At 34.6% G+C, this 26,022-nt stretch carries 27 protein-coding genes, 1 tRNA gene and 1 riboswitch; of the genes, 3 read left to right on the top strand and 25 right to left on the bottom strand.

Annotated features, from left to right (window positions below):
• Positions 1-3: 3 nt before the first annotated feature.
• The 17 genes from THEXY_RS05755 to THEXY_RS05680 all read right to left on the bottom strand — a co-directional run bounded on the left by THEXY_RS05755 (position 4) and on the right by THEXY_RS05680 (position 16,117).
• The gene (locus THEXY_RS05755; RefSeq protein WP_013787892.1) at positions 4-828 is read right to left on the bottom strand and encodes a cell wall hydrolase; all 825 of its coding nucleotides are present in this window, start codon (positions 826-828) and stop codon (positions 4-6) included.
• Positions 828-956, bottom strand: a riboswitch (cyclic di-AMP (ydaO/yuaA leader). Its footprint overlaps the gene before it by 1 nt.
• A 57-nt stretch (positions 957-1,013) precedes the next feature.
• Positions 1,014-1,160 carry a hypothetical protein gene (locus THEXY_RS12625; RefSeq protein WP_013787891.1) on the bottom strand — a complete coding sequence of 49 codons (147 nt, stop codon included), beginning with the start codon at positions 1,158-1,160 and terminating at the stop codon, positions 1,014-1,016.
• A 90-nt stretch (positions 1,161-1,250) separates the two neighbouring features.
• A complete protein-coding gene (locus THEXY_RS05750; protein ID WP_013787890.1) occupies positions 1,251-2,621 on the bottom strand; it encodes a sensor histidine kinase in 1,371 nt (456 codons plus the stop codon).
• Positions 2,611-3,297, bottom strand: a complete 687-nt coding sequence (locus THEXY_RS05745) for a response regulator transcription factor (RefSeq protein ID WP_013787889.1) — start codon at positions 3,295-3,297, stop codon at positions 2,611-2,613. The genes THEXY_RS05750 and THEXY_RS05745 overlap by 11 nt, the downstream gene beginning before the upstream one ends.
• 18 nt (positions 3,298-3,315) lie before the next feature.
• A complete protein-coding gene (gene aroA / locus THEXY_RS05740) occupies positions 3,316-4,587 on the bottom strand; it encodes a 3-phosphoshikimate 1-carboxyvinyltransferase (protein ID WP_013787888.1) in 1,272 nt (423 codons plus the stop codon).
• A 23-nt stretch (positions 4,588-4,610) separates the two neighbouring features.
• Positions 4,611-5,456 carry a prephenate dehydrogenase gene (locus THEXY_RS05735; RefSeq protein WP_013787887.1) on the bottom strand — a complete coding sequence of 282 codons (846 nt, stop codon included), beginning with the start codon at positions 5,454-5,456 and terminating at the stop codon, positions 4,611-4,613.
• Positions 5,453-6,469: a 3-deoxy-7-phosphoheptulonate synthase gene (gene aroF / locus THEXY_RS05730; protein ID WP_013787886.1), complete on the bottom strand. Its 1,017-nt coding sequence runs from the start codon at positions 6,467-6,469 to the stop codon at positions 5,453-5,455. The genes THEXY_RS05735 and aroF overlap by 4 nt, the downstream gene beginning before the upstream one ends.
• A 24-nt stretch (positions 6,470-6,493) precedes the next feature.
• Positions 6,494-7,318, bottom strand: coding sequence for a prephenate dehydratase (gene pheA, locus THEXY_RS05725; RefSeq protein WP_013787885.1), 825 nt, complete (start codon positions 7,316-7,318; stop codon positions 6,494-6,496).
• 72 nt (positions 7,319-7,390) lie between these two features.
• On the bottom strand, positions 7,391-8,461 hold the full coding sequence (gene aroB, locus THEXY_RS05720; protein ID WP_013787884.1) for a 3-dehydroquinate synthase: 1,071 nt from the start codon (positions 8,459-8,461) through the stop codon (positions 7,391-7,393).
• 159 nt (positions 8,462-8,620) lie between these two features.
• Complete coding sequence (gene sdaAA / locus THEXY_RS05715) at positions 8,621-9,496, bottom strand: L-serine ammonia-lyase, iron-sulfur-dependent, subunit alpha (RefSeq protein ID WP_013787883.1); 876 nt, start codon at positions 9,494-9,496, stop codon at positions 8,621-8,623.
• Positions 9,497-9,516: 20 nt separating this feature from the next.
• Positions 9,517-10,203, bottom strand: coding sequence for an L-serine ammonia-lyase, iron-sulfur-dependent subunit beta (sdaAB, locus tag THEXY_RS05710; protein ID WP_013787882.1), 687 nt, complete (start codon positions 10,201-10,203; stop codon positions 9,517-9,519).
• Positions 10,203-12,002: an oligoendopeptidase F gene (gene pepF / locus THEXY_RS05705; protein ID WP_013787881.1), complete on the bottom strand. Its 1,800-nt coding sequence runs from the start codon at positions 12,000-12,002 to the stop codon at positions 10,203-10,205. Before pepF ends, sdaAB begins: the two co-directional genes overlap by 1 nt.
• Positions 12,003-12,015: 13 nt before the next feature.
• Complete coding sequence (locus THEXY_RS05700) at positions 12,016-12,243, bottom strand: hypothetical protein (RefSeq protein WP_013787880.1); 228 nt, start codon at positions 12,241-12,243, stop codon at positions 12,016-12,018.
• A complete protein-coding gene (locus THEXY_RS05695; protein ID WP_013787879.1) occupies positions 12,240-12,869 on the bottom strand; it encodes a cyclase family protein in 630 nt (209 codons plus the stop codon). The genes THEXY_RS05700 and THEXY_RS05695 overlap by 4 nt, the downstream gene beginning before the upstream one ends.
• On the bottom strand, positions 12,856-14,334 hold the full coding sequence (zwf, locus tag THEXY_RS05690; RefSeq protein ID WP_013787878.1) for a glucose-6-phosphate dehydrogenase: 1,479 nt from the start codon (positions 14,332-14,334) through the stop codon (positions 12,856-12,858). The genes THEXY_RS05695 and zwf overlap by 14 nt, the downstream gene beginning before the upstream one ends.
• Positions 14,335-14,563: 229 nt before the next feature.
• A complete protein-coding gene (locus THEXY_RS05685) occupies positions 14,564-14,875 on the bottom strand; it encodes a hypothetical protein (protein WP_013787877.1) in 312 nt (103 codons plus the stop codon).
• A 63-nt stretch (positions 14,876-14,938) separates the two neighbouring features.
• Positions 14,939-16,117 (bottom strand): FprA family A-type flavoprotein, encoded by a 1,179-nt coding sequence (locus tag THEXY_RS05680; protein WP_013787876.1) that lies wholly within the window; start codon positions 16,115-16,117, stop codon positions 14,939-14,941.
• A 113-nt stretch (positions 16,118-16,230) separates the two neighbouring features.
• Between THEXY_RS05680 and THEXY_RS05675 the strand changes: the two genes are divergently transcribed.
• On the top strand, positions 16,231-17,586 hold the full coding sequence (locus tag THEXY_RS05675; protein WP_013787875.1) for a hypothetical protein: 1,356 nt from the start codon (positions 16,231-16,233) through the stop codon (positions 17,584-17,586).
• Positions 17,587-17,614: 28 nt separating this feature from the next.
• Here the strand turns inward: THEXY_RS05675 and sspI are convergent, their stop codons facing one another.
• Both sspI and THEXY_RS05665 read right to left on the bottom strand, forming a co-directional pair.
• Positions 17,615-17,869, bottom strand: coding sequence for a small acid-soluble spore protein SspI (sspI, locus tag THEXY_RS05670; protein ID WP_230197650.1), 255 nt, complete (start codon positions 17,867-17,869; stop codon positions 17,615-17,617).
• A 21-nt stretch (positions 17,870-17,890) separates the two neighbouring features.
• Positions 17,891-18,163, bottom strand: a complete 273-nt coding sequence (locus THEXY_RS05665) for a pro-sigmaK processing inhibitor BofA family protein (protein WP_013787873.1) — start codon at positions 18,161-18,163, stop codon at positions 17,891-17,893.
• Between the two features lie 143 nt (positions 18,164-18,306).
• On the opposite strand from THEXY_RS05665, the gene THEXY_RS05660 reads away from it, so the two are divergent.
• The gene (locus THEXY_RS05660; RefSeq protein ID WP_013787872.1) at positions 18,307-19,113 is read left to right on the top strand and encodes an undecaprenyl-diphosphate phosphatase; all 807 of its coding nucleotides are present in this window, start codon (positions 18,307-18,309) and stop codon (positions 19,111-19,113) included.
• Positions 19,114-19,151: 38 nt separating this feature from the next.
• On the opposite strand, the gene THEXY_RS05655 is transcribed toward THEXY_RS05660, so the two are convergent.
• From THEXY_RS05655 to THEXY_RS05640, 4 genes are all read right to left on the bottom strand, one after another.
• A complete protein-coding gene (locus THEXY_RS05655; RefSeq protein ID WP_013787871.1) occupies positions 19,152-19,673 on the bottom strand; it encodes an O-acetyl-ADP-ribose deacetylase in 522 nt (173 codons plus the stop codon).
• Positions 19,674-19,739: 66 nt separating this feature from the next.
• Positions 19,740-20,390: a hypothetical protein gene (locus THEXY_RS05650; RefSeq protein ID WP_013787870.1), complete on the bottom strand. Its 651-nt coding sequence runs from the start codon at positions 20,388-20,390 to the stop codon at positions 19,740-19,742.
• A 19-nt stretch (positions 20,391-20,409) separates the two neighbouring features.
• Positions 20,410-21,144: a glycerophosphodiester phosphodiesterase gene (locus THEXY_RS05645; RefSeq protein ID WP_013787869.1), complete on the bottom strand. Its 735-nt coding sequence runs from the start codon at positions 21,142-21,144 to the stop codon at positions 20,410-20,412.
• A gap of 11 nt (positions 21,145-21,155) precedes the next feature.
• Positions 21,156-22,832, bottom strand: a complete 1,677-nt coding sequence (locus THEXY_RS05640; RefSeq protein ID WP_013787868.1) for a B12-binding domain-containing radical SAM protein — start codon at positions 22,830-22,832, stop codon at positions 21,156-21,158.
• A gap of 135 nt (positions 22,833-22,967) precedes the next feature.
• Here THEXY_RS05640 and THEXY_RS05635 point away from each other — a divergent pair, with 135 nt between their 5' ends.
• Positions 22,968-24,194, top strand: a complete 1,227-nt coding sequence (locus tag THEXY_RS05635) for a M48 family metallopeptidase (RefSeq protein ID WP_013787867.1) — start codon at positions 22,968-22,970, stop codon at positions 24,192-24,194.
• Positions 24,195-24,337: 143 nt separating this feature from the next.
• On the opposite strand, the gene THEXY_RS05630 is transcribed toward THEXY_RS05635, so the two are convergent.
• Together THEXY_RS05630 and spoIVA are read right to left on the bottom strand one after the other, a co-directional pair.
• Positions 24,338-24,413 (bottom strand) — tRNA-Pro (locus THEXY_RS05630).
• A 47-nt stretch (positions 24,414-24,460) separates the two neighbouring features.
• A complete protein-coding gene (gene spoIVA, locus THEXY_RS05625; RefSeq protein WP_013787866.1) occupies positions 24,461-25,939 on the bottom strand; it encodes a stage IV sporulation protein A in 1,479 nt (492 codons plus the stop codon).
• Between the last annotated feature and the right edge of the window lie 83 nt (positions 25,940-26,022).

The raw sequence follows: 26,022 nt of genomic DNA, 5'->3' as shown, positions 1-26,022 counted from the left end.
TCTTTATCTTGCATAAGAAAATACCATATTTCCAACTCTCAATGCAACTGGCAATGACCAAAGCCACTGGTTAGTATTGCTGTCGTCAAAGTAATAAAGTGCACCGTTTGTAGGATCTACACCGTTTAAGGCATCCCTTGCAGCACTTATTGAGTCTGGTGTGGCAGGTAGATTTATCCAGCCATTTTCAACAGGCGTAAATTGATAGTAGCCATTGCTATCGACTTGATATATTACACCCTTTATGGAGTTAGGAAATATACCACTTTTTACCCTATTCACTATCACGGCACCGACAGCAACTTTAGCTTGATACGATTCACCACCAGCTTCTGCATTTATAAGCCTTGATAGAAGATCCAAATCAGCATTTGTGTATGAAATAACACCTCTTTGGACAGAACCCCTGTTTGTAGTTACATCGCTTCTTATACTTGAAGAAGTTGATGGTGTGCCAGACGTCGATGTTGGTATGACAAAAACTTGACCTGGATAAATCATATCGCCTGTTAAACCATTTACATTTTTTAAAGCATCTACAGTAGTACCATACTTCATGGCAATTAAGTATAAACTATCGCCTTTTTGGACTGTATATGTGTTGTCACTGCCAGGTACAACTAATACTTGCCCCGGATATATTACTGTATTACTGATATTGTTAAGCTTCATTATTTGATTGTATGTTGTACCATAATTTAAGCCTATTTTATATAGGCTATCACCAGGCTTCACAGTATATGTTGCCGCAAATGCCGTCTGAGAAAATAAAAGAGCCGCTGCTAATGATGCAATGAGAGGCTTTACCTTAATACATTTTTTTAACATAAAAATCCCCCTTTTGCCTCCGAGGTTAGTTGACGGGTTCGGGCAAAGGGCCGCCCTACCACTTAAGTGGATTCACCCCAAAAAAAGATCCCCCGTACCCCTTTTCGGGGATTCGGCATATTTTACTTTAATTATAAGGGGAATGCTTGTATATGTCCATATTAAACTGATGGGAATATAGGTAATTAGTGGCATTCACTGTAACCGCAAAATGGACAGTAAATACATCCGCTTTCAGGAACTAACTGAGCCCCACAATCAGGGCATTTATATTCCTTAGAAGAATTTTTTGCCTCCATCTGCTGATTCTTCGTCGCTTCTTTTTGCAACATTTTATACCCTCCAATATATAGTGATTTTATAAATATATTATACCATATATTGTGGAGTATGTCACTAAAAATAAATAACACCCCCATCTATCAAATTTTGGGAATTGTTATTTTAAATTCGGATCCTTCATTTAACTTGCTTTTTACTTCAATACTTCCACCATGCAGCTCAACAATAAGTTTTGCAATAGATAGTCCTAAACCCATTCCACCAGTTTCTTTGCTTCTTGCTTTGTCAACCCTGTAAAATCTGTCAAATATATAAGGAATCTCTTCTTCAGGTATTCCAATGCCGTCGTCTTTAATTGTTACGGCTACATTATTATCTGCTTCCCCTGCATAAAATTTTATGTTGCCGTCAATATCTGTATATTTTAATGCATTATCGAGAATTATTCTTAATAGCTCCTTTATAAGGTTCCTATCTGCATACACTTCCAAATTTTTATCGCAAAAAATTTCAATGTTTTTCCCATTAAAAATCACTTTAGCATCCCTGACTATTTCTGCAATCAATTCATAAACATTAAATAATTTCTTATTTATATTAAGCGTCTTGTTATCTCCTCTTGCCAGCATTAAAAGCCTTTCAATCAATATCTCCATTTCTTGCTCTTCTTTTTTTAAAGCGCCTATAGACTCTTCCAGTACATCTTTGTTGTCTTTCCCCCATCTGTCTATAAGTTCTATATATCCTTTCAAGATAGACAAAGGTGTCCTCAGCTCATGGGAAACATTTGATATAAATGCATTCTGCCTTTTAAAATAGTCTTCCAACCTATCCAGCATGTCATTAAATGTAGCAGCGAGCTTAGACAGTTCATCATTATTTCCACTAATGCTCAATCTTTTATTTAATTTTTTTTCGTCGATTGCATGAACTTCTCTCACCATATAATCAACAGGCCTTAATGCTCTACCCGTTATAAAATATCCTGCAAAAAAAGACACCAAAACTCCAATGACATCGGAAACAGCCATCATAACAAACAAAAGCTTTAAGAAAAAATACTGATTTTTTAAATCTTCATAAACCTGAATATAAAAAAATTTATTCCCAAAAGTATACTTTCTGTTTATATATGCTATATGTGTCTCATCTTTTTCTATTTTTGTAGGTACATTTATATTTTTATCATATGGTATATCAATCAAATGCGGTGAAGACACGTACACAATTTTCCCATGCGAATCCACAATCTTTAAATACATATTTTCACCTATTGACGATCCGAAAAGTAAATCTTTGTCTACACTTGTTATTATGCCATCAACCTCTTTCAGTTTTTCGACTATGACATCTGATTGATTTTGTATATCGTCAAACGCTTGATATACAAGGTAATATTTGAGACCGTATAACACAGATGCATTAAGCACTATTAAAATAAATGAAAATATGATAGCATAAAGCAAAGCAATCCTCAACTTTATTGACAACTTAAAGCTTTTAATTCTCATTTTTTTCTTTCCTTAAAGAGTATCCTACACCTCTTATCGTCTGTATCAACTTATTATCAAACGGTTCATCAATTTTACTTCGCAAATACCTTATGTACACATCTACTATGTTTGTCTCACCAATATAATTGTAGCCCCATACATTCTCCAGTATGTTTTCCCTTGTAAGCACTATTTCAGAGTTTATAATCAAATATTTCAAAAGCTCAAACTCTTTTTTCGTCAGCTCTATCTTTATTCCGTCTCTTTTTACTTCGTATGTAGACAAATCCATTGTTATCCCATCATATACCAATTTATTAGCATTTGACTTTGCATTTTTTCTAAGGACATTTCGTATTCTCGCCATAAGTTCTTCAATCGAAAACGGCTTAGTCAGATAATCATCAGCACCTATATCAAGCCCAAATACCTTGTCTTTTACCTCATCTTTTGCACTTAAAATTATTACAGGCGTCGATGATTTTTTTCGTAGTTCTCTCAATACTGAAAAACCATCCAAACCTGGAAGCATCAAGTCTAAGATTATCAAATCGTAATTTCCATCTAAAGCCTCTCTTAAGCCACTATTGCCGCTATATTCTAATGTTACACTATAACCTTCACGTTCAAGCTCTATCTGTAAAAACCTTGCAATTCTTTTCTCATCTTCAATTATGAGTATGCTTTCTTCCATTAAAATCACCAATTTTTATTATAGCACATTAAGTACGCTATAAAAATCAGGAAATGAAATATTCACACATTCTGCATTTTTTATTTTTGTACTGCCATCAGCTTTTAGAGCAGCAATGCTTAATGACATAGCAACTCTATGATCGTTGTAGCTGTCAACCGTAGCACCATGCAGTGTTTCTTTACCATGGATTATCATACCGTCATTTGTAGCTTCTATATCAGCACCCATTTTTCTCAATTGGCTTACCATGGTGTCTATGCGATTGCTTTCTTTTACTTTTAGTTCTTCAGCATCTTTTATAACTGTAGTACCATCAGCGTATGCTGCCGCTACAGCAATAACCGGTATCTCATCAATCAACCTCGGTATAATCTCACCACCTATATCAATCCCCTTTAAATGCGAAGATTTTACTACTATGTCCGCTACAGGTTCATTGTTAACGACTTTCTCCTCTATTATTTCAACATTGCCACCCATTTTATTCAGCACATCTATTATTCCTGTTCGCGTGTTGTTTATATTTACATTTTTTATCAATATTTCTGAATTAGGCAATATGCTGGCTGCTACCATAAAATACGCAGCAGAAGATATGTCGCCAGGAACCAATACTTCGCACCCATGCAGTTTTTCCACAGGATGGCATATCACCTTATTGTCATAAGACTCAAAATTTCCGCCAAAGTAATTAAGCATAAGTTCGCTGTGATTTCTGGACAAATATGGTTCCTCAATTGTCGTAACGTCCTGTGCATACAAACTTGCCAGCATTATGCATGATTTTACTTGAGCACTGGAAACTTCTGTTTTGTAGTTAATCCCCTTAAGTGTATTGCCTTTTATGGTAATAGGTGCATAATTATCATAAACCGCTGTTATTTTAGCTCCCATCATTGATAGCGGCTGTATTATTCGTTTCATAGGCCTTTTTCTTAAAGACTCATCACCGGTTATAGTAGATGCAAATTTCTGACCAGCTAAAATACCTGATAAAAGGCGCATCGTTGTACCAGAGTTTCCTGCATCTAAAACATCAAGGCTTTCATTCAGATACATGCCATTTCCTTTAACATATACATCATCATTAACTATTTCTATCTCCACACCTAACTTTCTCATGCAATTTATCGTCGAAAAGCAATCTTCACTTTTTAAGAAACCTTTCACAACAGTATCGCCAACAGCAATAGAGCCAAACATTATGGCTCTATGAGATATAGATTTATCTCCAGGAACATTCACTACACCTTTTAGATGGCTTTTTTTAGAAATTTCTACCTCCATAAAATATTCATTCCTTTCCAAAGTCAAGAAGCTATGCTTTTTCTGATTTCTCTTGCTATATCAAAAAATTCACACAGTGACTTTATATCGTCACAATCAAGGCTAAATAAAAATTCGTTTAAAAGATTTTCATAATCTATTATCAGCTTTTTTATCACATCTTTGTTATTCAAAATAATATCCTTCCACATCTCAGTCTGGGACATCGATATTCTCGTAGAGTCTTTAAAACCGCCAGCAGCGAATCTTATGGCATCTGCATCTTCTCTATATGCAAAATTAGTCAGAGCCGCCGATAAAATATGCGGCACATGGCTCACAATACCTACTATCCTATCATGTGAATAGCTATCTACGAATATAGGGTTAGCACCAATTTTTTTAATGATTTCATTGATGAAAATCTCTACAACACTGTCAGGTGTTCGTTCATCAGGAATTATAAAATAATTGCTTCCCAAAAAGAGTTCAGAACTGCTTGAGAAAAATCCGCACTTTTCAGAGCCTGTCATAGGATGACCGCCTATAAAGAATTTATCTTTCGGCAATATACCATTTACCGCATCCATTATCGTTTTTTTTGTACTTCCGACATCAGTTATCACACAGCCATCTTTTAAGTGCGGAAGTATTTCTTCTATGCAATTTATGACTATGCCAACAGGAGTGCATACAAATACTACGTCTGTGTCTATTGGTTTATCAATTTCTTTAAAACCTTCATCAATTATACCTTCCCTTAAAGCTTCGTCGATATAATCATCTTTCACGTCTACACCTATTATACCTAAACTTGTATATTTTCTTATAGCTTTCGCCAAAGAGCCACCTATAAGTCCCAATCCTATGATCGCTACTTTTTTGATCATTTAAAATCACGTCCTACAGCATTTGCTATATCAGATATTTCTTCTGTCAAAACTCTAAATTCATCTGGCGTCAATGACTGCGCACCATCTGATAAAGCATTTTTAGGATCTGGATGGACTTCAATTATAAGGCCATCTGCTCCAGCAGCTATTGCAGCTTTCGCCATTGGATTTACTAAAAAAGATTTTCCTGTTCCATGGCTCGGATCGACTATTATTGGCAAGTGACTTAGTCTTTTTACAACAGGCACCGCACTTAAATCAAGGGTATTTCTCGTGTACTGTTCGAATGTCCTTATTCCTCTTTCACAAAGTATCACATTTTTGTTGCCTTCGTTTAAAATGTATTCAGCAGCATTAAGCCATTCTTCTATTGTGGCTGCAATGCCTCTCTTTAAAAGAACAGGCATATTAGACTTACCAACTTCTTTAAGCAGCGAAAAGTTTTGCATGTTTCTCGCGCCGATTTGCAATACATCTGCATATTTAGCTACAATTTCTACGGAATAGACGTCCATAACCTCCGTAACTATTTTTAAACCTGTATACTTTTTAGCTTCATATAACATCTCAAGTCCTTCTTTTTCAAGTCCTTGGAAAGAATATGGAGACGTGCGAGGCTTGTATGCACCACCTCGTAAAAATTTAGCTCCAAACATCTTTACTGCTTCTGCACTTTCAAAAAGCTGTTCTTTGCTTTCAACAGCACAGGGACCAGCCATTATGACTACACTTTTACCACCAACTTGGACACCGTCTACATCTACAATTGTAGATACAGGATTAAATGTACGACTTGCAAGTTTATAAGACTCAACTATAGGTATGACTTTCTCAACACCTTCCATAAGCTCAACATTTTTATCTTTAAGCTTTTTTTTGTCGCCAATCACACCTATTACTACTCGTTCTTCTCCTTTAGAAATGTGTGGTTTTAAATCAAGAGATAATAAAAGATTTGATACATCAGAGATTTGCTTTTCTGTAGCACTTGGCCTCATAACAATTACCATTTAAAAATCCTCCATTCTACCGTTTTACAAGTATTTAGGATATGAACCTAACACCTTTAAAAACTCCGTTTTACCCATCAACACACCTAATATTTTATTAATGCGATTATCGCATCTATGACCTTCAATGTCAACCCAAAACACGTATTCGCCCATATTCTTTCTGGAAGGCCTTGATTCAATCTTGGTCATATTCACGTTTTCTCTGGCAAACACCTCTAATATCTTATAAAGACTTCCCGGCTCATTTGGAACAGAAAATATTAGAGATGTCTTGTCGTTTCCTGTGTATTCGCAATCACTTGAGGCAAGAACGATAAACCTCGTAAAATTATTTTTCACATCTTGTATGTCTTTATCGATTATTTGCGCTCCATAAATTTCTGCGGCCCTGGCATTTCCTATTGCTGCAGCATACGCCTTATTCTTTATTTCCGAAACAGCTTTTGCCGTACTATCTGCAGTTACAATTTCAGCATTTGGCAAGTTTCTCCTGATATAGTTTCTACACTGAGCAAGTGCCTGTGGATGAGAGATTACAAGCTTTATTTCATCAAACTCCAGATTTTTGTCAGCGATAAGACAATGAGATATAGGAATGACTATCTCTCTTTTTATTTTAAGCCCATCAGCATCATTTATAAGCATATCCAATGTGACATTTACAGTGCCTTCTATAGAGTTTTCTATCGGAACTAATCCCTCATCATCTTTATTAATACACAACATTGTAATGATGTCTGGAATTGTCTTTAATTCCTTAATGCAGTATCCTCGTTTTTGACTAATATAAAATATAAGAGCTTGTTCAGAAAATGTCCCTTTCGGTCCAAGGTAGTATATGTTCATGCCACACCCCCTTTAACTATTTTCTTGATATTTTAATACTCTATTCTGCTAAAGTCAAGAAAATTTCTTTTATTACTTCAATACATTCAATATTTCATCTTCTAAAACATCGAAGACTTCAGCGTTGCCATATCCTATTGGCAGGACAAACTTCATTTTGCCCTCTCTGTTTTTCTTATCATGCTTTATGCACTTAACTATTTCATACTTGTCTATATTGCCGTAATCAACAGGAAGACCACATGAAATCAGCAAATTTTTGATGCGCAAAAGATAACTTTCGTCGATATACTTTCTGTTTAAGGCGATTTTACCAGCATAATACATTCCAATGGCAACAGCTTCACCATGAATGTACTTTTTGTACCGCGTAATTGATTCTAAAGCATGTCCTATAGTATGCCCATAGTTTAAAATGGCTCTTATATTATTTTCTTTTTCATCTTTTGATACAACGTCACTTTTTATCTCACATGATCTTTTAATCAAATATCTCATCATATCATCATCTAAATTTAATATTTTCTCCAAATTGGTTTCAAAGAAATTAAGCAGTGATTCATCTTTAATTATGCCGTACTTTATTATCTCCGAAATTCCTCCCAACACCTCCCTTTTGTTAAGGGTTTTCAATACGCTTGTATCAATGAAAACAGCCTTTGGCTGATAAAATGAGCCAACAATGTTTTTCCCCTCATCTAAATTTACTCCAACCTTGCCTCCCACACTGCTGTCAACTTGCGCTAATAGAGTGGTCGGAATCTGTATGAAGTCTATACCCCTCATGTACAATGCAGCTACAAGACCAGCTATATCGCCTACAACTCCTCCGCCTAATGCTATCACAGCACTATCCCTCAATAATCCAAAGTCGAAACACTCTTCCAACAAACGCTTTACTGTATATAAGTTTTTACTTTCTTCACCAGCTTTTATAACTAAGTGACTTACGACAAATCCATCTTTTGATAAAGCGTCTTCAGCGTTTTGAAGATATATATTTGACACATTTGAATCAGTTATTATGATTGCCCTTCCACTTCTCAAGTGGTTTCTCAAATACAGCCCAATATCACTTAAAATTCCATTTGAGATGTAAATAGGATATGAATAATTTTTTAAATTTACGTTGACGATTTCCATTGAATCAATCCCCTTTAACTTTGTATTAAAAGCAATATATATGCATATATTATAATAGAAAATTAAATAAATTTAAACAGTTCTGCCTCTTATAGAGGTAATTACCGATTAAAAATCGGTTTTTAAAAAGGCTTTACGAATAACTCGTAAAGCCTTTTTCTATTCTCTCATATTCATTTTCAACTTAATGCCGGTTGCAGTCTTGGCAAGCCCACCTTCAGCCGTCTCTCTAAGTGCACAAGGCATAGCTTTTCCTACACTGTCCATTGCACTTACAACTTCATCAAAAGGAATGATGCTTTTCATGCCAGATAAAGCCAAATCAGCGCAAATCAAAGCATTTGCAGCACCAATTGCATTTCGCGTGACACATGGAACCTCCACTAACCCTGCTACAGGATCACATACAAGTCCCAAAAGATTCATAATGGCAAAAGACGCTGCATTTAAGGCCTCGTCAGGAGATCCACCCATCAATTCAACTAAAGCAGCGGCAGCCATAGCCGACGCTGATCCCACTTCAGCCTGACATCCTCCTTCTGCACCTGAAAGCGTAGCATTTTTCGCAATTATTATTCCAATTCCAGATGATGTAAACAAAGATTTTATCAATTCATCATCATTTTTGCCAAATTTTCTTGCAATAGTTATCAGCGCTCCCGGAATGACGCCACTGGAACCAGCAGTAGGTGCTGCAACAATTTTGCCCATCGCTGCATTCACTTCTGATACTGCAATAGCCGATGCAACAGCCTTTGAAACTGTTTCACCGCTTATTGTAAAATTATTAATTATTTTATCGTACAATCTTTTTGCATCTCCACCGATAAAACCACCTACAGATTTTACATCTTCTTTTAAGCCTCTTTCGATAGATTTTCTCATCACGTCAAGATTCGATGACATCTTTTCTATTATTACATCTCTATCATCGCCAGTCATCTCATGCTCATAATTTATCACAACTTCCGATATAGGAATGCTATATTTTTTTGTAAGCTCCAGTAATTCAAATCCACTACTAAACTGATACAACTTCTTCACCTCAGTACATTTTATTTATGCTTTATCACACTGTCTACAACTATAGCTTTCTCTATTCCATCAATATGCTCTATTCTTATTCGCACATCTTCTGGTATGGTTTGGTCTGATTCAATCACCATAATAGCCATATCGCCCTTTAACTGCCTGTACACCCTCATAAAAGCTATATTTATCATATGCTCAGATAAGACCTTTGTCACCATTGCTATGATACCAGGTTTGTCAATATGCTTTGTAATAAGCGTCTCGTACTCTCCTGTAAACTCCACATTCATGCCGTTAATTTCTTTAAGCACAACATTACCTCCGCCTATTGACGAACCCAATACTTCAATAACATCACCTGATTTGTTTTTTATGACCATTCTAACTGTATTAGGATGCGACGCATCCTTATCGCTTTTTACAAACGAAAATGATATGTTTTGCTCTTTTGCCAATTCAAAAGAATTAGGCAGCCTTTCATCATCTGGATCAAGTCCTATAATTCCTGCGACAAGCGCTTTGTCAGTGCCGTGACCTTTGTATGTGTTTGCAAAAGAATCGTACAGTATAAACTGCACTTCTTTTACATCATCACCTGCTATTTGTCTGGCTATCTTTGCCAACCGTGCAGCTCCTGCTGTATGTGAACTGCTGGGACCAATCATGACAGGTCCCATTATATCAAAAACACTGTACTCTCTCAAATTCATCACCTGTCCAAAAGTCTTTCCATTTCATCTAACACATTCTCAAATACAGTTAAAGCATCTAAAACCGGCTTCTTTGTTGTAAGATCTACACCAGCTTTTTTTAAGATATTAAGTGGATAATCTGAACCACCGCTTTTTAAAAATTCTATATATCTTTTTACCGCAGCATCCCCCTCATTTAAAATCATCTGCGACAACGCAACAGCAGCGGAAAATCCTGTAGCATATTTGTAGACATAAAAGCTTGAATAAAAATGCGGTATCCTTTCCCATTCATAATCAATCTCATCGTCTACTATTATATCATTTCCGTAATAAAATTGATTAAGTTCATGATACTTTTTACACAATTTTTCTGCAGTCAGCGCCTCGCCTTTCTCAGCTTCTTCATGAGTATACTTTTCAAATTCAGCAAACATAACCTGTCTAAATATTGTTCCTTTAAACTGTTCAAGATAATGGTTTAATAAATACAACTTCTCGCTTTTGTCTCTTGCATTTTTTAAAAGGTAGTCTATTAAAATAGATTCATTGCAAGTAGATGCGACTTCTGCAACAAATATCTTATAGTGAGAATTGATGTATTTCTGAGCTTTGTCAGAATAATACGTATGAAGCGAATGCCCCATCTCATGAGCTATGGTGAAAACATCATCCAATTTACCTTGAAAATTCAGAAGCACAAATGGATGCACGCCATAAGTTCCCCATGAATACGCTCCAGATGTCTTGCCTCTATTCTCATAGACATCTATCCAACGGCTATCAAAGCCTTCCCTTAAGATGCTTACGTACTCATTTCCCAACGGCTCTAAAGCTTTTAGCACTATGTCTTTGGCTTCTTCGTATTCATATTCTTTGTCAAAGTCAGCAACTAATGGCACATAAAGATCGTACATATGCAGCTCATCAAGGTTCAACATTCTTTTCCTAAGAGAAACATATCTGTGTAATAAATTAATCTTTTCATGTATAGCCTCTATCAAATTGTCGTAAACAGATACAGGGACATTGTCATCAAAAAGCGAAGCTTCCAAAGATGTACTATAATTTCTTATCTTAGAATAAAATACATCTTTCTTAACATTGGAATCTGTCATAGCTGCATACGTATTAGCAAAATTTTTATATACACTGTAAAGTGATTCAAAAGACTTCTTTCTAACATTCCTGTCTTTACTGCTTATGAACCTAATATAATTCCCATGCGTCAGCTCCACTAAATCCCCGTCTTCATCTTCAATAGAAGGAAATCTAATGTCAGCATTATCCAGCATTTTGAATATATTCTCAGGAGAGTGTGCCATGACTTCACTTTCTGCCAATATCATCTCTTCTTTGTCTGAAAGGGTATGGGGCTTATACCTTAGTAAATCTTCTAAAAAATGCCTGTAATCTATGAAATCAGCATTTTCTTCAATACAACTTTTTAAGATTTTTTCATCCATCGATAAAATCTCTGGAGCAATAAAAGAAGTTGCACTGGATGCTTCAATATTAATTCTCATAGCTTTATCTGTCAATGCTTGATATTTTCCATTGCTATTGTCTTCATCTCTCTTCATCCTGGCATACACAAAAAGCTTCTCTATGATCATCTGCAAAGCATCATTTAGCTTAAGAACATTTAAAAGGGATTCTGAATCTTTAATCTTACCTTTAAAGTCAGACAACTGCCTTATGATTTTCTTGGCTTTGTCAAAATCGTCATTCCACTCTTTATCGCTTTCATATATGTCTTCCAGTTTCCACTTGTACTTGTCGTCAATGTCCTTTCGATCTTTCAACTTCTTATCCATATTAACCTCCAAATTAGATACTTTCTTTAAATTTTAATTTTTTAATCATGTGTTTTTTATTTAAAGCATTTTTAAAAGCATCTGAATAATTTTGCCCCATTTTATAGTTTTCAACAAATTCCAACATTGTACTTTCACCGTATTTGTCTATAAGCATAGACGATATTTCATGGATACTGTCTAAATCAACCTCAGAATTGCCAACAATACAATTTCCTATATTGTACATGTTGACTTTCATTTTTTATCGTCCTCTATCAAAAGCGCTCTAGTAGGAGCAGCTTCTGCACCATCTACTTTTAAAGGAGCAGCAATCAATGTATATTTTCCTTCACTTACGTCTTTTAATCTTAATCCCTCAAGTATAGTTATTCCGTTTCCAAGTAAAGTTTTATGGGTTTCGTGGTTTGGCTGTGCTCTTTCTATTCCAAGTCCATCTGTTCCAACTCCTATTACTTTTTTTCCCTTCAAATACTCAGCTCCGCTTGCATCTAAGAAAACGAAATTAAAGTTGAAACTATCTTCATAAGAATTTTTAGTCTTTAAAAGTACAAATTCTCCACTTTCTATTTCTTTCTCTTTCAAATCTTCTGCAGTAATTCTGTCCTCAACATTTGTAAAATCAAGCACTTTACACTTAACGACGGACTTAGAAATATCAAAGTTTTCAATGGTATCTCCGCCTTCTATCATGTGAAGAGGTGCATCAAAATGAGTACCTGTGTGCATATCCATACATATCCTGGATTCATGCACGCTGTCATTGGGAAAATCGCTGGTGACAATCAATTCAGGTTTTTTCTCTGGTTTGTTCTTGTAAACCTGCATATTCTTATTGATATTCATCGAAACATCATACATTTTCATCGTAAAAACCTCCTATATTCCACCACTTAAAATTATCTCTAAGAAGCAATTCATCAGCATCATAAGGTCCCCATGTTCCTGGTTTGTAGTTGGGAAACTCTGGTTTATTGTTCTTCCAGACCTCAGCTATTTTGTCTACATATCTCCATGAATACTCAACTTCATCCCATCTTGTAAAAAGAGTAGAATCACCTCGCAGCGCGTCGTAAATCAATCTTTCATAAGCTTCTGGGGAATTCATACCAACTTGACAATTTTGGCAAAAATCCATTCGCACCGGTATCACCTTATTTAAAGTACCAGGTCTTTTTGCATTAAACTGCAAAAAGACGCCTTCTTCAGGTTGTATCTTAATGACTAACAAGTCTGGCATAAGTCCACCGTACTCTTTAAAGTACAAAACGCCTGGGAGAGGTTTAAACTGTATTACTATTTCAGTGGATTTTACTGGCAATTTTTTACCTGTTCTTATGTAGAAAGGTACACCGGCCCATCTAAAATTGTCCACAAAGACTTTAAGTGCAGCAAATGTCTCTGTATCGGAATCAGGCGATACTCTATCCTCGTTCCTATAGCCTTCATATTGACCTCTAACTGCATTTTTCAATACAAGATCCGGCGTCAACTCCTTAAGAGATTTTAACACCTTCACTTTTTCATCATGGATAGAATCAGTAGTAAGATCAATAGGCGGCTCCATGGCAGTCAGCGTCAAAAGCTGCAACATATGATTTTGAATCATGTCTCTTAGCGCACCAGCTTTTTCATAATATCCACCTCTATTTTCTACACCAACCATCTCGCTGGAGGATATCTGAACATTGTCTATATATTTGTTGTTCCAAACTGGCTCAAAAAACACATTGGCAAACCTGATTACCATTATGTTTTGCAACATTTCTTTGCCTAAATAATGGTCTATGCGATACGTATTTTTCTCAGTAAAAACATCAGTTATCTTTTTATTTAAATAAACTGCAGAATTCAGATCCTTGCCAAATGGTTTTTCTATCATGACTCTTTGCCACGACTTTTCATTCTCCGCCATTCCATGTTGATGCAACTTTTCAACAATTAGTTCAAAATACTCAGGAGCTACTGCCAAGTAATAAATTCTATTTCCATTTGTTTGATATTTATCATCAAGCATTCTCAAAAAATCTTTAAGTTTTGAGTATCCATAGTCATCATTAAACTCAAACTTTTGATAGTATATTCTATCTCTTAAATTTTTCCAAAGCTCATCATCTATTTTAATTCTTGAAAATTTCTTAATAGATTCATAGACTTCATTGCGATAAATTTCATCCGTCTTATCACGCCTTCCAACTGAAACGACGCAAAAATTTTCTGGAAGGCTTTTGTCATAAAGCAAATTGTAAACAGCGGGCATCAACTTTCTATGAGTTAAGTCTCCTGTGCCACCAAAAATAACCATAACACTGGATATATTATCTGTTCCCATAATATCACCTTCTTTCATTTAATGTCTTAAATTTTAACCATTTCTATACATTATAATAACTCAGAAACAGAATTTTTTAAAATAACTTTCATAAAAATTTCAGCTATTAATAATTATTATTTATTAATATATTTTTCTTAATAGATATTATACTACTTTTTTATAATTATTGAAATAAAGAAACGTCAATAATCATCTTAAAATGAAAAAATAGGAGCATTAAAGCTCCTTACCGTATAGTTAAATACACATTCAACAATCTTTTTATTTCATCACACACACCTTTGTCAATCTGTATCATTATGTTGTTGCCGTCTATCTTATATTCAAAGCCAGAATATCCTTTGTTTAGTAAATACTCCTTTACTGCATTAATACCACCATCGCCGTTTGCAACAAGCACTTTTTTACCCACGAAGTCACCATTGACGTACACATTTAATGCATCCTGTGATTTCTTTAAAAGTGAATCTTCTTCATAAGTTGTCATAGCACTAATAATGCCAGGAGCTATGGTATTTTGTCCGTTTAAATTAATCATGAAATCACCTCACAGGATATTCTATACACAAATTTGCTATTATATTCTTCTATGATACATTAATTATTTGATGTTTGCTTCTTTATGTTTTTCAACTATAGTTTCTGCCAATTTATCTAAAAGCTTATAATCTTCTTCTTTCGGTAGACCTTTTATAAATACTGGCGGTATCACTTCAACTTTTAAATTCGTGATCATGCTGGACAATTGGTCAATAGTTTTTCCGCCCCAACTGTATGATCCAACAATTGATAAAAATTTAGTTTTTGGCTTTAAGGCATTTGCGAGATATGTAGCATAAATCACCTGTGGATGTGCCCCAGCCAAAACCGTCGGGGTACCTACGACTATTGTGGCAGCGTCAACTAATGACATAGCAAGTTCACCTAAATCCGTAACTGTCAAATCAAACGGTTTTACGATGACACCTTTTTGCGAAAGCACAGCAGTCAAATAATCCACCATTGCTTTAACAGAGCCATGCATTGTAACATAAGGTATAACAACTATATTCTTCGGTTCGTCGTATACCCAGCTATTGTACGCATCAAAAATAAATTGTGGTTTATTGTAAACCGGGCCGTGAGAAGGTGCTATGTAATCTATTTTTAAATCTTTTATCTTTTCAAGATTCTTTGCTATAAAGCTTCTAAAAGGCATCATTATTTCTGCATAGTATCGCTTTGCAGAATTATAAACATGGCATTCATCTTCTGCAAAAAGCTTCGATGTAGCTAAATGTGAACCTAAAAAATCACATGTAAAGAGGATATTGTCTTCTTCAAGATATGTAAACATGGTCTCAGGCCAATGTACCCACGGGGCATGAATAAACCTAAGAGTCTTTCCTCCAAGAGATACAGTTTCATTGTCTTCTACAGTTATTATCTTGTCTTCAGAAATATGTAAAAGATCCATTAAAAAGGCCTTTGCTTTCGGAGTGCATATGACTTTTGCATCAGGATACTTTTCTAAAACAAAAGGAATTCCACCAGAATGGTCCTGTTCAGAATGATTTGATACAATATAGTCTATCTTTTGTACATCTTTCAATTGATCCATAAGCACTTCTATTTTCATAGGATCAACTGTGTCTATCAAAGCTATCTTTTCACTGCCTTCTATTAGATAAGCGTTATAGCTTGTCCCGTCAGGAAGTGGAATAAGAGAGTCAAACAATCTTCTTTCAAAATGTACTGCACCAATTTTTGTTACACCATCTTTAAGCTTCATTGGTTTCATTTTAACTACCTCCTTACCGAATATTTTATCATATTTTTAATAATTTTGCCAAACTCAACACAAAATATGTAATTGAAACGAGTAAATAAAAACGCAAAAAATGAGGTGTTACAATGGTAAATATAACAACAACACATATTGTCTATTTAATTTCAATATTTGTAATATTTTTATTCATGGTCTTCCGAAAAGACATAATTTTGCCTTGCATTGCAAGCATATTTGCCGTAGCAATGTCACAGACTAAAAACGTATTGAAATCTATTGAAATTTTGTATTCTTCTGTATTTGTATCCGGAAAAGAGCTTTGGCAGGTAATACTTATCATATCTCTGATTATTGCCATGTCACACGCACTTGATGATATAGGAGCAGATGTTGTCATAACAAAGCCATTATTGAGATTTCTAAGCTCTCCGAGTAAAACATTTTGGATCGTCGGCATAGTGATGATGGTTTTATCTTTTTTCTTGTGGCCATCACCTGCTGTTGGTTTAATAGGTGCTGTCTTAATCGGGCCTGTTTTGAAATCAGGCTTTGATGAATTGAGTTTTGCATCTTTAGTAACCATATTCGGCTTTGGAGCTGCTTTGTCAGGAGATTTTTTTATACAAGGTGTCCCATCTGTAACAGCTAAAACATTAGGAATACCTACATCAAAATTAATTTTAAGTAGCATACCAGTATGGGGTGTAACATCTCTTGCAACAATAATTTTCTTTTATTTTGTTACGATGAAAAAGTTAAAAAATAATAGAGGTAATAAAAAAATTTACGGAAGCAATTCAAGTGAAAAGAAAATATATAAAGAAAGTTACATTATTTCATTTGTCGCTGTACTCTTTTTTGCCATCGATACTTTTTTAATGTACATTTTAAAAATCAAAGGAAATGCAGCGACGGCATTGATCGGCGGCACTGCAATAATCGTGCTTATAGCATCAACAATCATACAAAAAGATTTCTTAAATAAGACAAGAGACTACTTGAAAAATGGTTTCTTGTCTGGAATCAAAACATTTGCTCCAATAATATTGATAAGTGCTTTTTTCTTTTTAGGAGAGTTGACAACTGCAAAAGAGGTCATAGGTCCAGATGCGAAAGGATATCTCATGGATCTCGGCATATACCTTTCAAAGCACATTCCTTTAAATAAATACACTGTAGCATTAATGCAGCTTTTGATAGGAATACTGACAGGGCTATCAGGCTCAGGATTTTCTGGACTACCTTTGGTAGGTGCACTTTCTAAAACTTTTGCCCATACACTTAATATAAATTCATCAATATTAGCTTCATTAGGTGAAATAACCTGTATATGGGTTGGTGGTGGCACCATAATACCTTGGAGCGTAGTACCTGTAACTGCAGTCATTAAGGTGGATCCTGATGCAATAGTCAAAAGAAATCTGCTTCCAGTAATCATAGGTTTGACTTGCGGCTACATAGCGACAGTATTGCTACTATAATCATAAAGGGTATCAATCAAGATACCCTTTATGATATTCCTCTCATTATGTAATCCATCACGTTGTTTTTCTCATTATCATTCATTTTCTCCCATGCTGCTTCAAAAATTATGCCAAGACCAGGTATGGCATTCTCCTCCTTTGCATCAACAGCTTCTTGTATAAATCCTTTAATATCGTCCCTTGAACGACTTTTTAAATTATCAAGGATAATCTTTCTTATATCCATTTCAATACCTCCTTCGTACTTATTATTCCAAATCAAATCAACAATATTAGTCATAAAAAAATAACCCCAATAGGGTTAAAAAGAAATTTTAAATAGATACTTTAAAATCAACAATACAACTATTCCTGGTATACCAAAAACACCTGCAACAAAGGCATTTACTATGTTTAAATGCAATGTTAAGCCAAAAATCGAGCCAAAAAAATTAAAAATCAAAAGAAAAATATAGCCAATTATAGAATTTATGACAAATTTAAAAAGTATTTTTATAGACTTTCCAAAAAGCCAAACGACAAACGCAAGTATTATGATTCCTATTGCAAACGAAAAAAAGCCTGGCAAAAGCACAAAACCACCTCACAACACAATTATACACCTATTATATCATATTAAAAATAGATTAGAACACATAAAGACATGTTGAATTAAACTTAAAGTTAATATAAAATTAAATAGTGTTTAACAAATAAATAGTAAGGAGTCGGTATCTTATGATTCTTTTAATCAAAGCATTTATACTTGGTATCGTAGAAGGCTTGACTGAATTTCTGCCTGTATCTTCAACAGGCCATCTGATCATCGTTGGTGATTTATTAAACTTTAAAGGTGCCTATGCCACAATGTTTGAAGTGGTCATACAACTAGGTGCTATACTTGCCATCGTATATTATTACAGAGAAAAAATATGGAATTCTCTTAAAAATTTAGCACCTAATAAATGGGGATTCAGATTATGGCTTAAGATCGTCATCGCTTTCATTCCATCAGCAATTTTAGGACTTCTGCTAAATGATTTTATCGATAAACATTTATTCTCACCTTTTACAGTATCAATAGCACTTGTGATAGGTGCAATAATGATGCTTATTGTAGAAAACGCATTTTCCAACTATAAAATCGATGACATGGATAAAGTAACTCCCAAAAAGTCGTTTTGGATTGGAGTTGCACAATGTATGTCCCTATTCCCCGGCATGTCAAGATCGGCATCGACGATTATGGGTGGAATGATGGCAGGACTATCAGTAAAGGCCGCTGCAGAGTTTTCATTTTTCCTGGCTATACCGACAATGTTTGGTGCTACAGTCGTATCACTTCATAAAGGAATAGCCACAATGACATCTATAGAGTGGGAAGCTTTAGCAGTAGGTTTTATAATGTCATTTATCGTTGCCTTGATAGTTGTCGACAAATTTCTGTCATACCTTAAAAGTCATCCATTAAGACCTTTCGCTTACTACAGATTGATAGTAGGAATAATCATGATAGGACTTGTGTTGACAAACATAGTAAAATAAGAATTTTTTAGCAGGCCAATATCTGGTCTGCTTTTAATTTATAATTCATCATAAGCCTTTGAATATACATCATAATCATTATCACTATAAAGGACAAATCTCACTTCTTTGATTTGACTTTTGTCAAGATAATCAGATACTGCCCTTAAAGCAATTTTTGCAGCCCTTTCAACAGGAAATCCATAAGCGCCTGTGCTTATAGACGGAAAGGCAATTGTCTTTAAATTGTATTTATCAGCTATTTTCAAACTCTCTATGTATGCGCTGGCTAATAAGTTGTCTTCGTCATTATCCCCATCTTTCCAAATTGGCCCAACTGCGTGTATAACGTAGCTTGCTTTTAGATTACCTCCGTGTGTTATTACAGCTTTTCCGGTTGGACAACCACCTTCTCTATCTCTTATTTCTCTACATTCTTCATCTATGACTTTCCCGCCAGCTCTATGTATAGCACCATCTACACCGCCACCACCTAAAAGGCCAGAATTGGCAGCATTTACAATTGCATCAACCTCTTGCTCTGTTATATCACCTTTAAGAAGCTTTATTTTTTCTTTCACACTATCACCTCGTCAATATTCACAATAAGCAAGTTTTGAAAATACATTCATAGTATACATGAAAAACTACTTTATATCAAGAAGCCAATTAAGGAATTTTACTGACAAGTCTTTGTTTTTAGAATTAGATAGCACAGCAATTATCTTGTCATGATAATCATATCCAATCCCATCTAAATATTTATTATCTTTGTCGAGATAAATGCCATATGTGCCAGCTTTGACATCTTTTGAAGCAGGAAGTTTCTCTGTGTCCAATCCACTTAAATCAAGATTTTTTACAGTGTCAAGATTTAAAAACGCTCCTTGATTTCCTAATGCATAAAAATTATCCTTGTCAAGCGCTATAACATCCACTTCTTCAGCAGAGATCTTAACCATAAGTTTTTGTACAGATGTGGGATCAAGCTGAAATTTTCCGTCACTGCCTTTTGTCAACATGTAAAATTCAACTAATGCTTGATTTTTCCCTTTATCAGTTCCTAAAAGTTCTTTTGTTATGGTATTCTGGAAATTCATCTCCTTATCAAAATTTATCGATGTTCCTATCATTGAGAAGTCAAAAACGTAATTTTTATTTGTCAAAATTGAATTGACAAATGATGCAACTATAGCTACAACGATAATCCCCACTATTATGTGTATCTTATAATAATCCCAAATGTACTCTATCTTTTCTTTTAATGTCATATCTTTCATCCACTTGTTTGATTTCATACCATGTCCTCCTGTAAAACTAATGTAGTTTTTTCTCTAAATCAATCAGTTTTGACGGATCATTAGTGATTATTCCATCAACACCCAATCGTATCATGTTTTTCATAAGTTCTTCATCATCAATCGTCCACGGAAACAATTGGACATTATTCGATTTGCACCCTTTCACAACCTCAGGTATTATATTTACATAAAATGGATGAAGCGAATATGCGTGCATCCTATTTGCAATATGCCACGGTTCAACAAGTCCACATTCATACAAAAGTCCAATGTTAAGCCTTGGTTCAATATCCTTCACTGTCTTTAAGCTATAATGATTAAATGATGATATTAAAACCAAATCCTCAAAATTATATTCAAATATACAGTTAACCAGTTTCTCTTCTATCCCTGGATATGATATCAAGCCACTTTTTATCTCTATGTTTACCAATATACTCTTATTTTCCAGTAGCTCAAAAACCTCTGTTAAAGTAGGTATCTTCTCATTCATATAACCTCTGCCAAATTTTATTCCCGCGCTTAGTCTTTTAAGCTCTTTCAATGTATAGTCTTTAACATATCCTATTCCGTCAGTCGTCCTATCTACTCGCTCATCGTGTATTACCACAAGATATCCGTCTTTGCTAAGCTGTACATCCAATTCTATTCCGTCTGAGCCTACATCAACGGCTCTCTTAAATGATGACAGCGTATTTTCCGGAGCATTTTTAGAATCACCGCGGTGTGCTATGACAAGCGTCTTTGAAATACTACCCCACCTTAAACATTTATTTTTGCATAATATGTTTTATCATCACAGTGAAGGAAGGTTATGTACACATTTCCTCCTTCTATATTTAAAACATCATGCTTAAAAAAGCCTATAGAGAGATTCTTATTTTTTTCAGAGTTAGACATACCAATTGCTGCCGGTAGATTGCGCTTTAACCATTCATCATTCCGCAACAATGATTTTACTTCATCTGGTACTTTTTTATCCTCTTTAAGGCAATCAGGATATGCCTTATTGTTAGTAGAGTACAAATAGTCAAACCTTAAATAATCTTTAAAATAATCAGTATCTACACCTCCCGAAAGGGCAAATCTATAAATAATATCAAATAAATCATTTAAAGAATGCTTTTTCCCATAAAATCCGTTTTCTTCCCAAAAACAATTCAAACGGCTGTACAATTCAAATGGATCTTTAAAAAAATCAAGCAAAAATCTTAATGACATTTTAAATTTCCCAGAATTGTAATACTTATCTAATAAGAAAGCGATATTTTTAAGCTCATACAGCTCCATGTAAGATATTGTATTGGTCATCAGAACTTCATACGGTGGATCACTTTTATATTTGATGCCATAGATATCTTTGTTTTTTCTAATTCTGGTCCCTTTTAGAAGCTTTAAAAAGCCCAACTGAATTTCATCAGGATTTAACTTATATACGTCGTTAAAAGATTTTACAATCGAATCAAAGTCATCGCCAGGCAATCCAGCGATTAGATCTACATGCACCTTTACACCTGCATTGATGATAAGTTTTATGCCATTTAATGCACCACTAACGTCTGGATTTCTCGACACGTTCTTTAAAGTTTCCTTGTTAGTCGTCTGTATGCCTACTTCAAATTGAATTCTGTCTTCTATGCCTTTTAAGCTATTTATAAATACTTCATTGACTAATTCAGGATTAACTTCACAATGAAATACTGTGTCGCTCCTCAAACCTCTTATTATGTCTAATATTTCTACCGCTCTTTTTATATTGCTGTCAAAAGATCTGTCAATAAGCTTTACAATTTTTGCGCCCATGTTTGTCAGCTTCTCTAAATCATCTCTGACTTTTTCAATGCTGGCATATCTCAACTTATTATCAAGAGATGATAAGCAATAAGAACATCTAAAAGGACACCCTCTGGATGTCTCATAATACACAAGCTTATTGGAAATATCCTCCCCATCATAAGGAAATGGAATATCATCCAAGCAAACATAATCAGTATTTTCTCTTGATATTACTTTTCCATCCTTCATATAACTTATGCCATTTAAGTCATACACATTTTCGCCATTATGGATTTTTTGTAGAAGATTCTTGAAAGTTGCTTCCCCTTCGCCTAACACAATAAAATCTGCAACACCAATTTTCAATAAATCATCTAAATCAAAAGATACTTCAGGTCCTCCAAGAACTATTAAAATATCTTTATTGACCTTTTTTATGTATTCACAAAGCTTCAGCACTTTATCTATATTCCATATATAGCACGAGAATCCAATGACATCAGGCCTTTTATTTAGGATATTATATAAAATTAAATCCAAATCATCATTTATGGTCATTTCTAAAAGCTGGATGTCCATAGAATTGCAATACAGCTTAATATTTCTTATGGCTAAATTTGTATGATAGTATTTAGCGTTTAATGCCACCAATAATGTCTTCATTATTGCACCTTCCAATGATAAATCTATCTTAATTATAGCACATACATGCCAAAATAAAGTAAAATAATTTTAAATCCATCTTTGCATATAATATAATATATTCATGGTAATAATCTGTAGAAAGAGGTGATTAGATTGTACGTAAAGTTTAATAAAATATGGTTTTTGCTGACGTTTGTCGCATTGTTATTTTCATCTTTGTACATATATTACACACTTACACCTAATATCGTATCTCAAGACGTATATAAATTTTTTTCACACTATACAGTAGAAAAATCTATCCCATACCACAAAGAAAATAGATTATTGTATATTTCTTCTTTTTTAGTTCAATTGATTTTTTTGCTTTGGTTTGTTTTTGGCGGACTCTCAATTAAATTATCAAAAATATGTGAAAGAATTAGTGGAAAGCATTATTATCTAAGTGTATTCATCTTTTTTCTATTATTGTGGATAATTTTAAAGTTGTTATCACTGCCATTTAGTTTCTATTCATACAGACTACAAGTAAAATGGGGATTCTCCGTGCAAACAATTCAATCATGGTGGTTAGATTACATTAAAAACTCGCTAATAGATATTGTTCTATCCAGCGTAGGAATAGTTTTGCTATTCTTTGCTATAAATAAATTTCAAAAAACTTGGTGGGTATATGCATCCATATTTCTTACTGCTATGTTATTTTTGCAAAATTTTATTTGGCCGTCTTTTATAGCACCTATGTTCAATAAATTTACACCTATTACAGATCCAACTATCCTTAGCATGGTAAATGACATATCAAAAAACGCAGGAATAAAAATTGACAGAGTCGAAGAAATGGATGCCAGCAGGCGAACGACACTTGCAAATGCATATTTCTATGGTTTTGGCAGCACAAGTAAAATAGTCCTTTACGATACGCTGCTAAAAAAATATCCGCAGAACGAAATAAAAGCTGTAATTGCCCACGAAGCCGCCCATTGGAAAGAAAATCACGTTTTAAAGAGCATAATAATTGGTTCATTTGGGATCTTTATAATATTCTTTATATTCAATATTCTTTTAAAAACGAGTATCATCAAAGCGCAAAGCCTCAGATATAGTCCCTATATAATCTCAGTGTTTTATCTTTTTATGTTGCTTGTCAATTTTGATACAAATCCAATTCAAAATTTTGTATCAAGGCAAATGGAAAGACAAGCTGATTTGCTTTCCGTCCAATACCTTCATGATAAAAATGCAGTGATCAAGTTGCAGGTAGATTTAGCAGAAAAAAGCTTATCCGATGTAGAACCTCCAAAATTCATCGAGTGGTTTTCTTATACGCACCCCAGTGCCATGAACAGAATAAGGACTGTTGAAAAATCTAAGATATAAAAACAAATTCCATATTAAGCAACAAAATAACCACTCCTTTAGTCGAGTGGTTAAGTAATTTCAAATATGTTTTTGTATTTTATATTGACCATTTTATTTTTTGTCCTGTGGATAACTCTTAAAACCCGCATGACTGTAAGTAATGGTCTGAGTGACTGGATTTGAACCAGCGACCTCCAGAACCCCATTCTGGCGCGCTACCAACTGCGCCACACCCAGACATCTTACAATAGTATTATAAAACGTAATGTTTAAAAAATCAAGTATCACAATATGATGCAGATTATGCCGCCACCTCCATCATTGACAATTCGCTCAAGCGTATCCCTTAGCCTCATGCTTACATTGTCTGGAATCTTGCCAAGCTTGTTTTGCATCCCTTCTTTTACAAGATCGCTTAGAGATTTCCCGAATATATTTGATTCCCAGATTTTATCCGGATCATTTTCAAACTGTTCTGTAATGTATTTAACGAAATCTTCACTTTGCTTTTCTGTGCCGACGATTGGCGATACTTCAGTTGTAACATCCGTTCTGAATATGTGAAGGGAAGGTGCAGATGCTTTAAGCCTTACAGCGAAGCTGCCACCCTGTCTTACTATCTCTGGCTTTTCAAATTCCATGTTATCTATGCTGGCAGGAACAACACCTACGCCTTTTTTCTTAGCATCTTCAATGGCATCCTTTAATTTATCGTACTCAGCCTTTGCGTATGATAACTCTTTCATCATTTTCATAAGATCTCTGTCACCGCGTATTTCAAGACCGCATTCATCACTTAATATTTTAAAGAAAAGGCCTTCCTTTGTCTTTGCTTCTATGTCCGCAATGCCTTCACCTGGATCTATCTTTTTAATCACTACATCAGCCATGTGTTCATTGGACTTTATGGCATCAACTGTCTTTTTTATATCCCTCAATCTAAATAACTCATCTATACTTTGTTTAACTGTACTCATTATGCTTTGTTTTAGCCAGTGCTCATTTTCAAGTACATCCACCCATCTTGGCAGATCAATATTAAGCTCTGTAATTGGAAATTCATAAAGCACTTTTTCAAGTATATTTTTAATATCAGCCATACTCATCTTAAGAACATTTACTACAACCACTGGCACGTCGTACTTCATTTCCATTTCTTTTGCTAATTTAACTGTGTCGGCGTCATCTGGATGTGTGGAATTCAGTAATATTATAAATGGTTTATGTATTTCTTTTAACTCTTTTACAACTCTTTCCTCTGATTCTACATAATTATCTCTTGGTATCTCTGTAATGCTGCCATCTGTCGTCACGACCAATCCAATTGTTGAATGGTCATTTATTACTTTTTTAGTTCCTATTTCAGCAGCTTCTTCAAATGGAATTTCATAGTCATACCATGGAGTAGTAACCATTCTCGGTTTATCGCCTTCTAAATATCCCATTGCACCTTTAACCATGTATCCTACGCAATCCACTAATCTTACACTGAAGCTGGTGTTTTCGTTTAGTGAAATTTCTACCGCTTTCTCCGGTACAAATTTAGGCTCCGTAGTCATTATTGTTTTACCTGCTGCGCTTTGAGGCAACTCATCCTGGACTCTCTCTTTAAGGTTTAAATTGTCGATATTCGGCAATACCAATATATCCATAAATCTCTTTATAAATGTTGATTTCCCAGTACGAACAGGACCTACGACGCCTATGTATATATCGCCTTCTGTTCTTTCTGCTATATCCTTATAAATATCGTAATTTTCCACATCATTTCCCTCCTTCTTAAAGATAAATATAGTTTTTATACTTTAACACTACATATATATGAGGGAAATAGACAATTATGAAT

The organism is Thermoanaerobacterium xylanolyticum LX-11 (assembly GCF_000189775.2).
Lineage (GTDB): Bacteria > Bacillota > Thermoanaerobacteria > Thermoanaerobacterales > Thermoanaerobacteraceae > Thermoanaerobacterium > Thermoanaerobacterium thermosulfurigenes.
The sequence above is the reverse complement of the archived record's forward strand: the minus strand, read 5'-3'. Positions and strand labels throughout refer to the sequence as shown.

Coding starts and splice junctions, on each gene's coding strand:
- THEXY_RS05755 (WP_013787892.1), bottom strand. CDS start 828: ATGTTAAAAAAATGTATTAAGGTAAAGCCTCTCATTGCATCATTAGCA.
- THEXY_RS12625 (WP_013787891.1), bottom strand. CDS start 1,160: ATGTTGCAAAAAGAAGCGACGAAGAATCAGCAGATGGAGGCAAAAAAT.
- THEXY_RS05750 (WP_013787890.1), bottom strand. CDS start 2,621: ATGAGAATTAAAAGCTTTAAGTTGTCAATAAAGTTGAGGATTGCTTTG.
- THEXY_RS05745 (WP_013787889.1), bottom strand. CDS start 3,297: ATGGAAGAAAGCATACTCATAATTGAAGATGAGAAAAGAATTGCAAGG.
- aroA (WP_013787888.1), bottom strand. CDS start 4,587: ATGGAGGTAGAAATTTCTAAAAAAAGCCATCTAAAAGGTGTAGTGAAT.
- THEXY_RS05735 (WP_013787887.1), bottom strand. CDS start 5,456: ATGATCAAAAAAGTAGCGATCATAGGATTGGGACTTATAGGTGGCTCT.
- aroF (WP_013787886.1), bottom strand. CDS start 6,469: ATGGTAATTGTTATGAGGCCAAGTGCTACAGAAAAGCAAATCTCTGAT.
- pheA (WP_013787885.1), bottom strand. CDS start 7,318: ATGAACATATACTACCTTGGACCGAAAGGGACATTTTCTGAACAAGCT.
- aroB (WP_013787884.1), bottom strand. CDS start 8,461: ATGGAAATCGTCAACGTAAATTTAAAAAATTATTCATATCCTATTTAC.
- sdaAB (WP_013787882.1), bottom strand. CDS start 10,203: ATGAATTTGAGAGAGTACAGTGTTTTTGATATAATGGGACCTGTCATG.
- pepF (WP_013787881.1), bottom strand. CDS start 12,002: ATGGATAAGAAGTTGAAAGATCGAAAGGACATTGACGACAAGTACAAG.
- THEXY_RS05700 (WP_013787880.1), bottom strand. CDS start 12,243: ATGAAAGTCAACATGTACAATATAGGAAATTGTATTGTTGGCAATTCT.
- THEXY_RS05695 (WP_013787879.1), bottom strand. CDS start 12,869: ATGAAAATGTATGATGTTTCGATGAATATCAATAAGAATATGCAGGTT.
- zwf (WP_013787878.1), bottom strand. CDS start 14,334: ATGGGAACAGATAATATATCCAGTGTTATGGTTATTTTTGGTGGCACA.
- THEXY_RS05685 (WP_013787877.1), bottom strand. CDS start 14,875: ATGATTAATTTAAACGGACAAAATACCATAGCTCCTGGCATTATTAGT.
- THEXY_RS05680 (WP_013787876.1), bottom strand. CDS start 16,117: ATGAAACCAATGAAGCTTAAAGATGGTGTAACAAAAATTGGTGCAGTA.
- THEXY_RS05675 (WP_013787875.1), top strand. CDS start 16,231: ATGGTAAATATAACAACAACACATATTGTCTATTTAATTTCAATATTT.
- sspI (WP_230197650.1), bottom strand. CDS start 17,869: ATGACTAATATTGTTGATTTGATTTGGAATAATAAGTACGAAGGAGGT.
- THEXY_RS05660 (WP_013787872.1), top strand. CDS start 18,307: ATGATTCTTTTAATCAAAGCATTTATACTTGGTATCGTAGAAGGCTTG.
- THEXY_RS05650 (WP_013787870.1), bottom strand. CDS start 20,390: ATGAAATCAAACAAGTGGATGAAAGATATGACATTAAAAGAAAAGATA.
- THEXY_RS05640 (WP_013787868.1), bottom strand. CDS start 22,832: ATGAAGACATTATTGGTGGCATTAAACGCTAAATACTATCATACAAAT.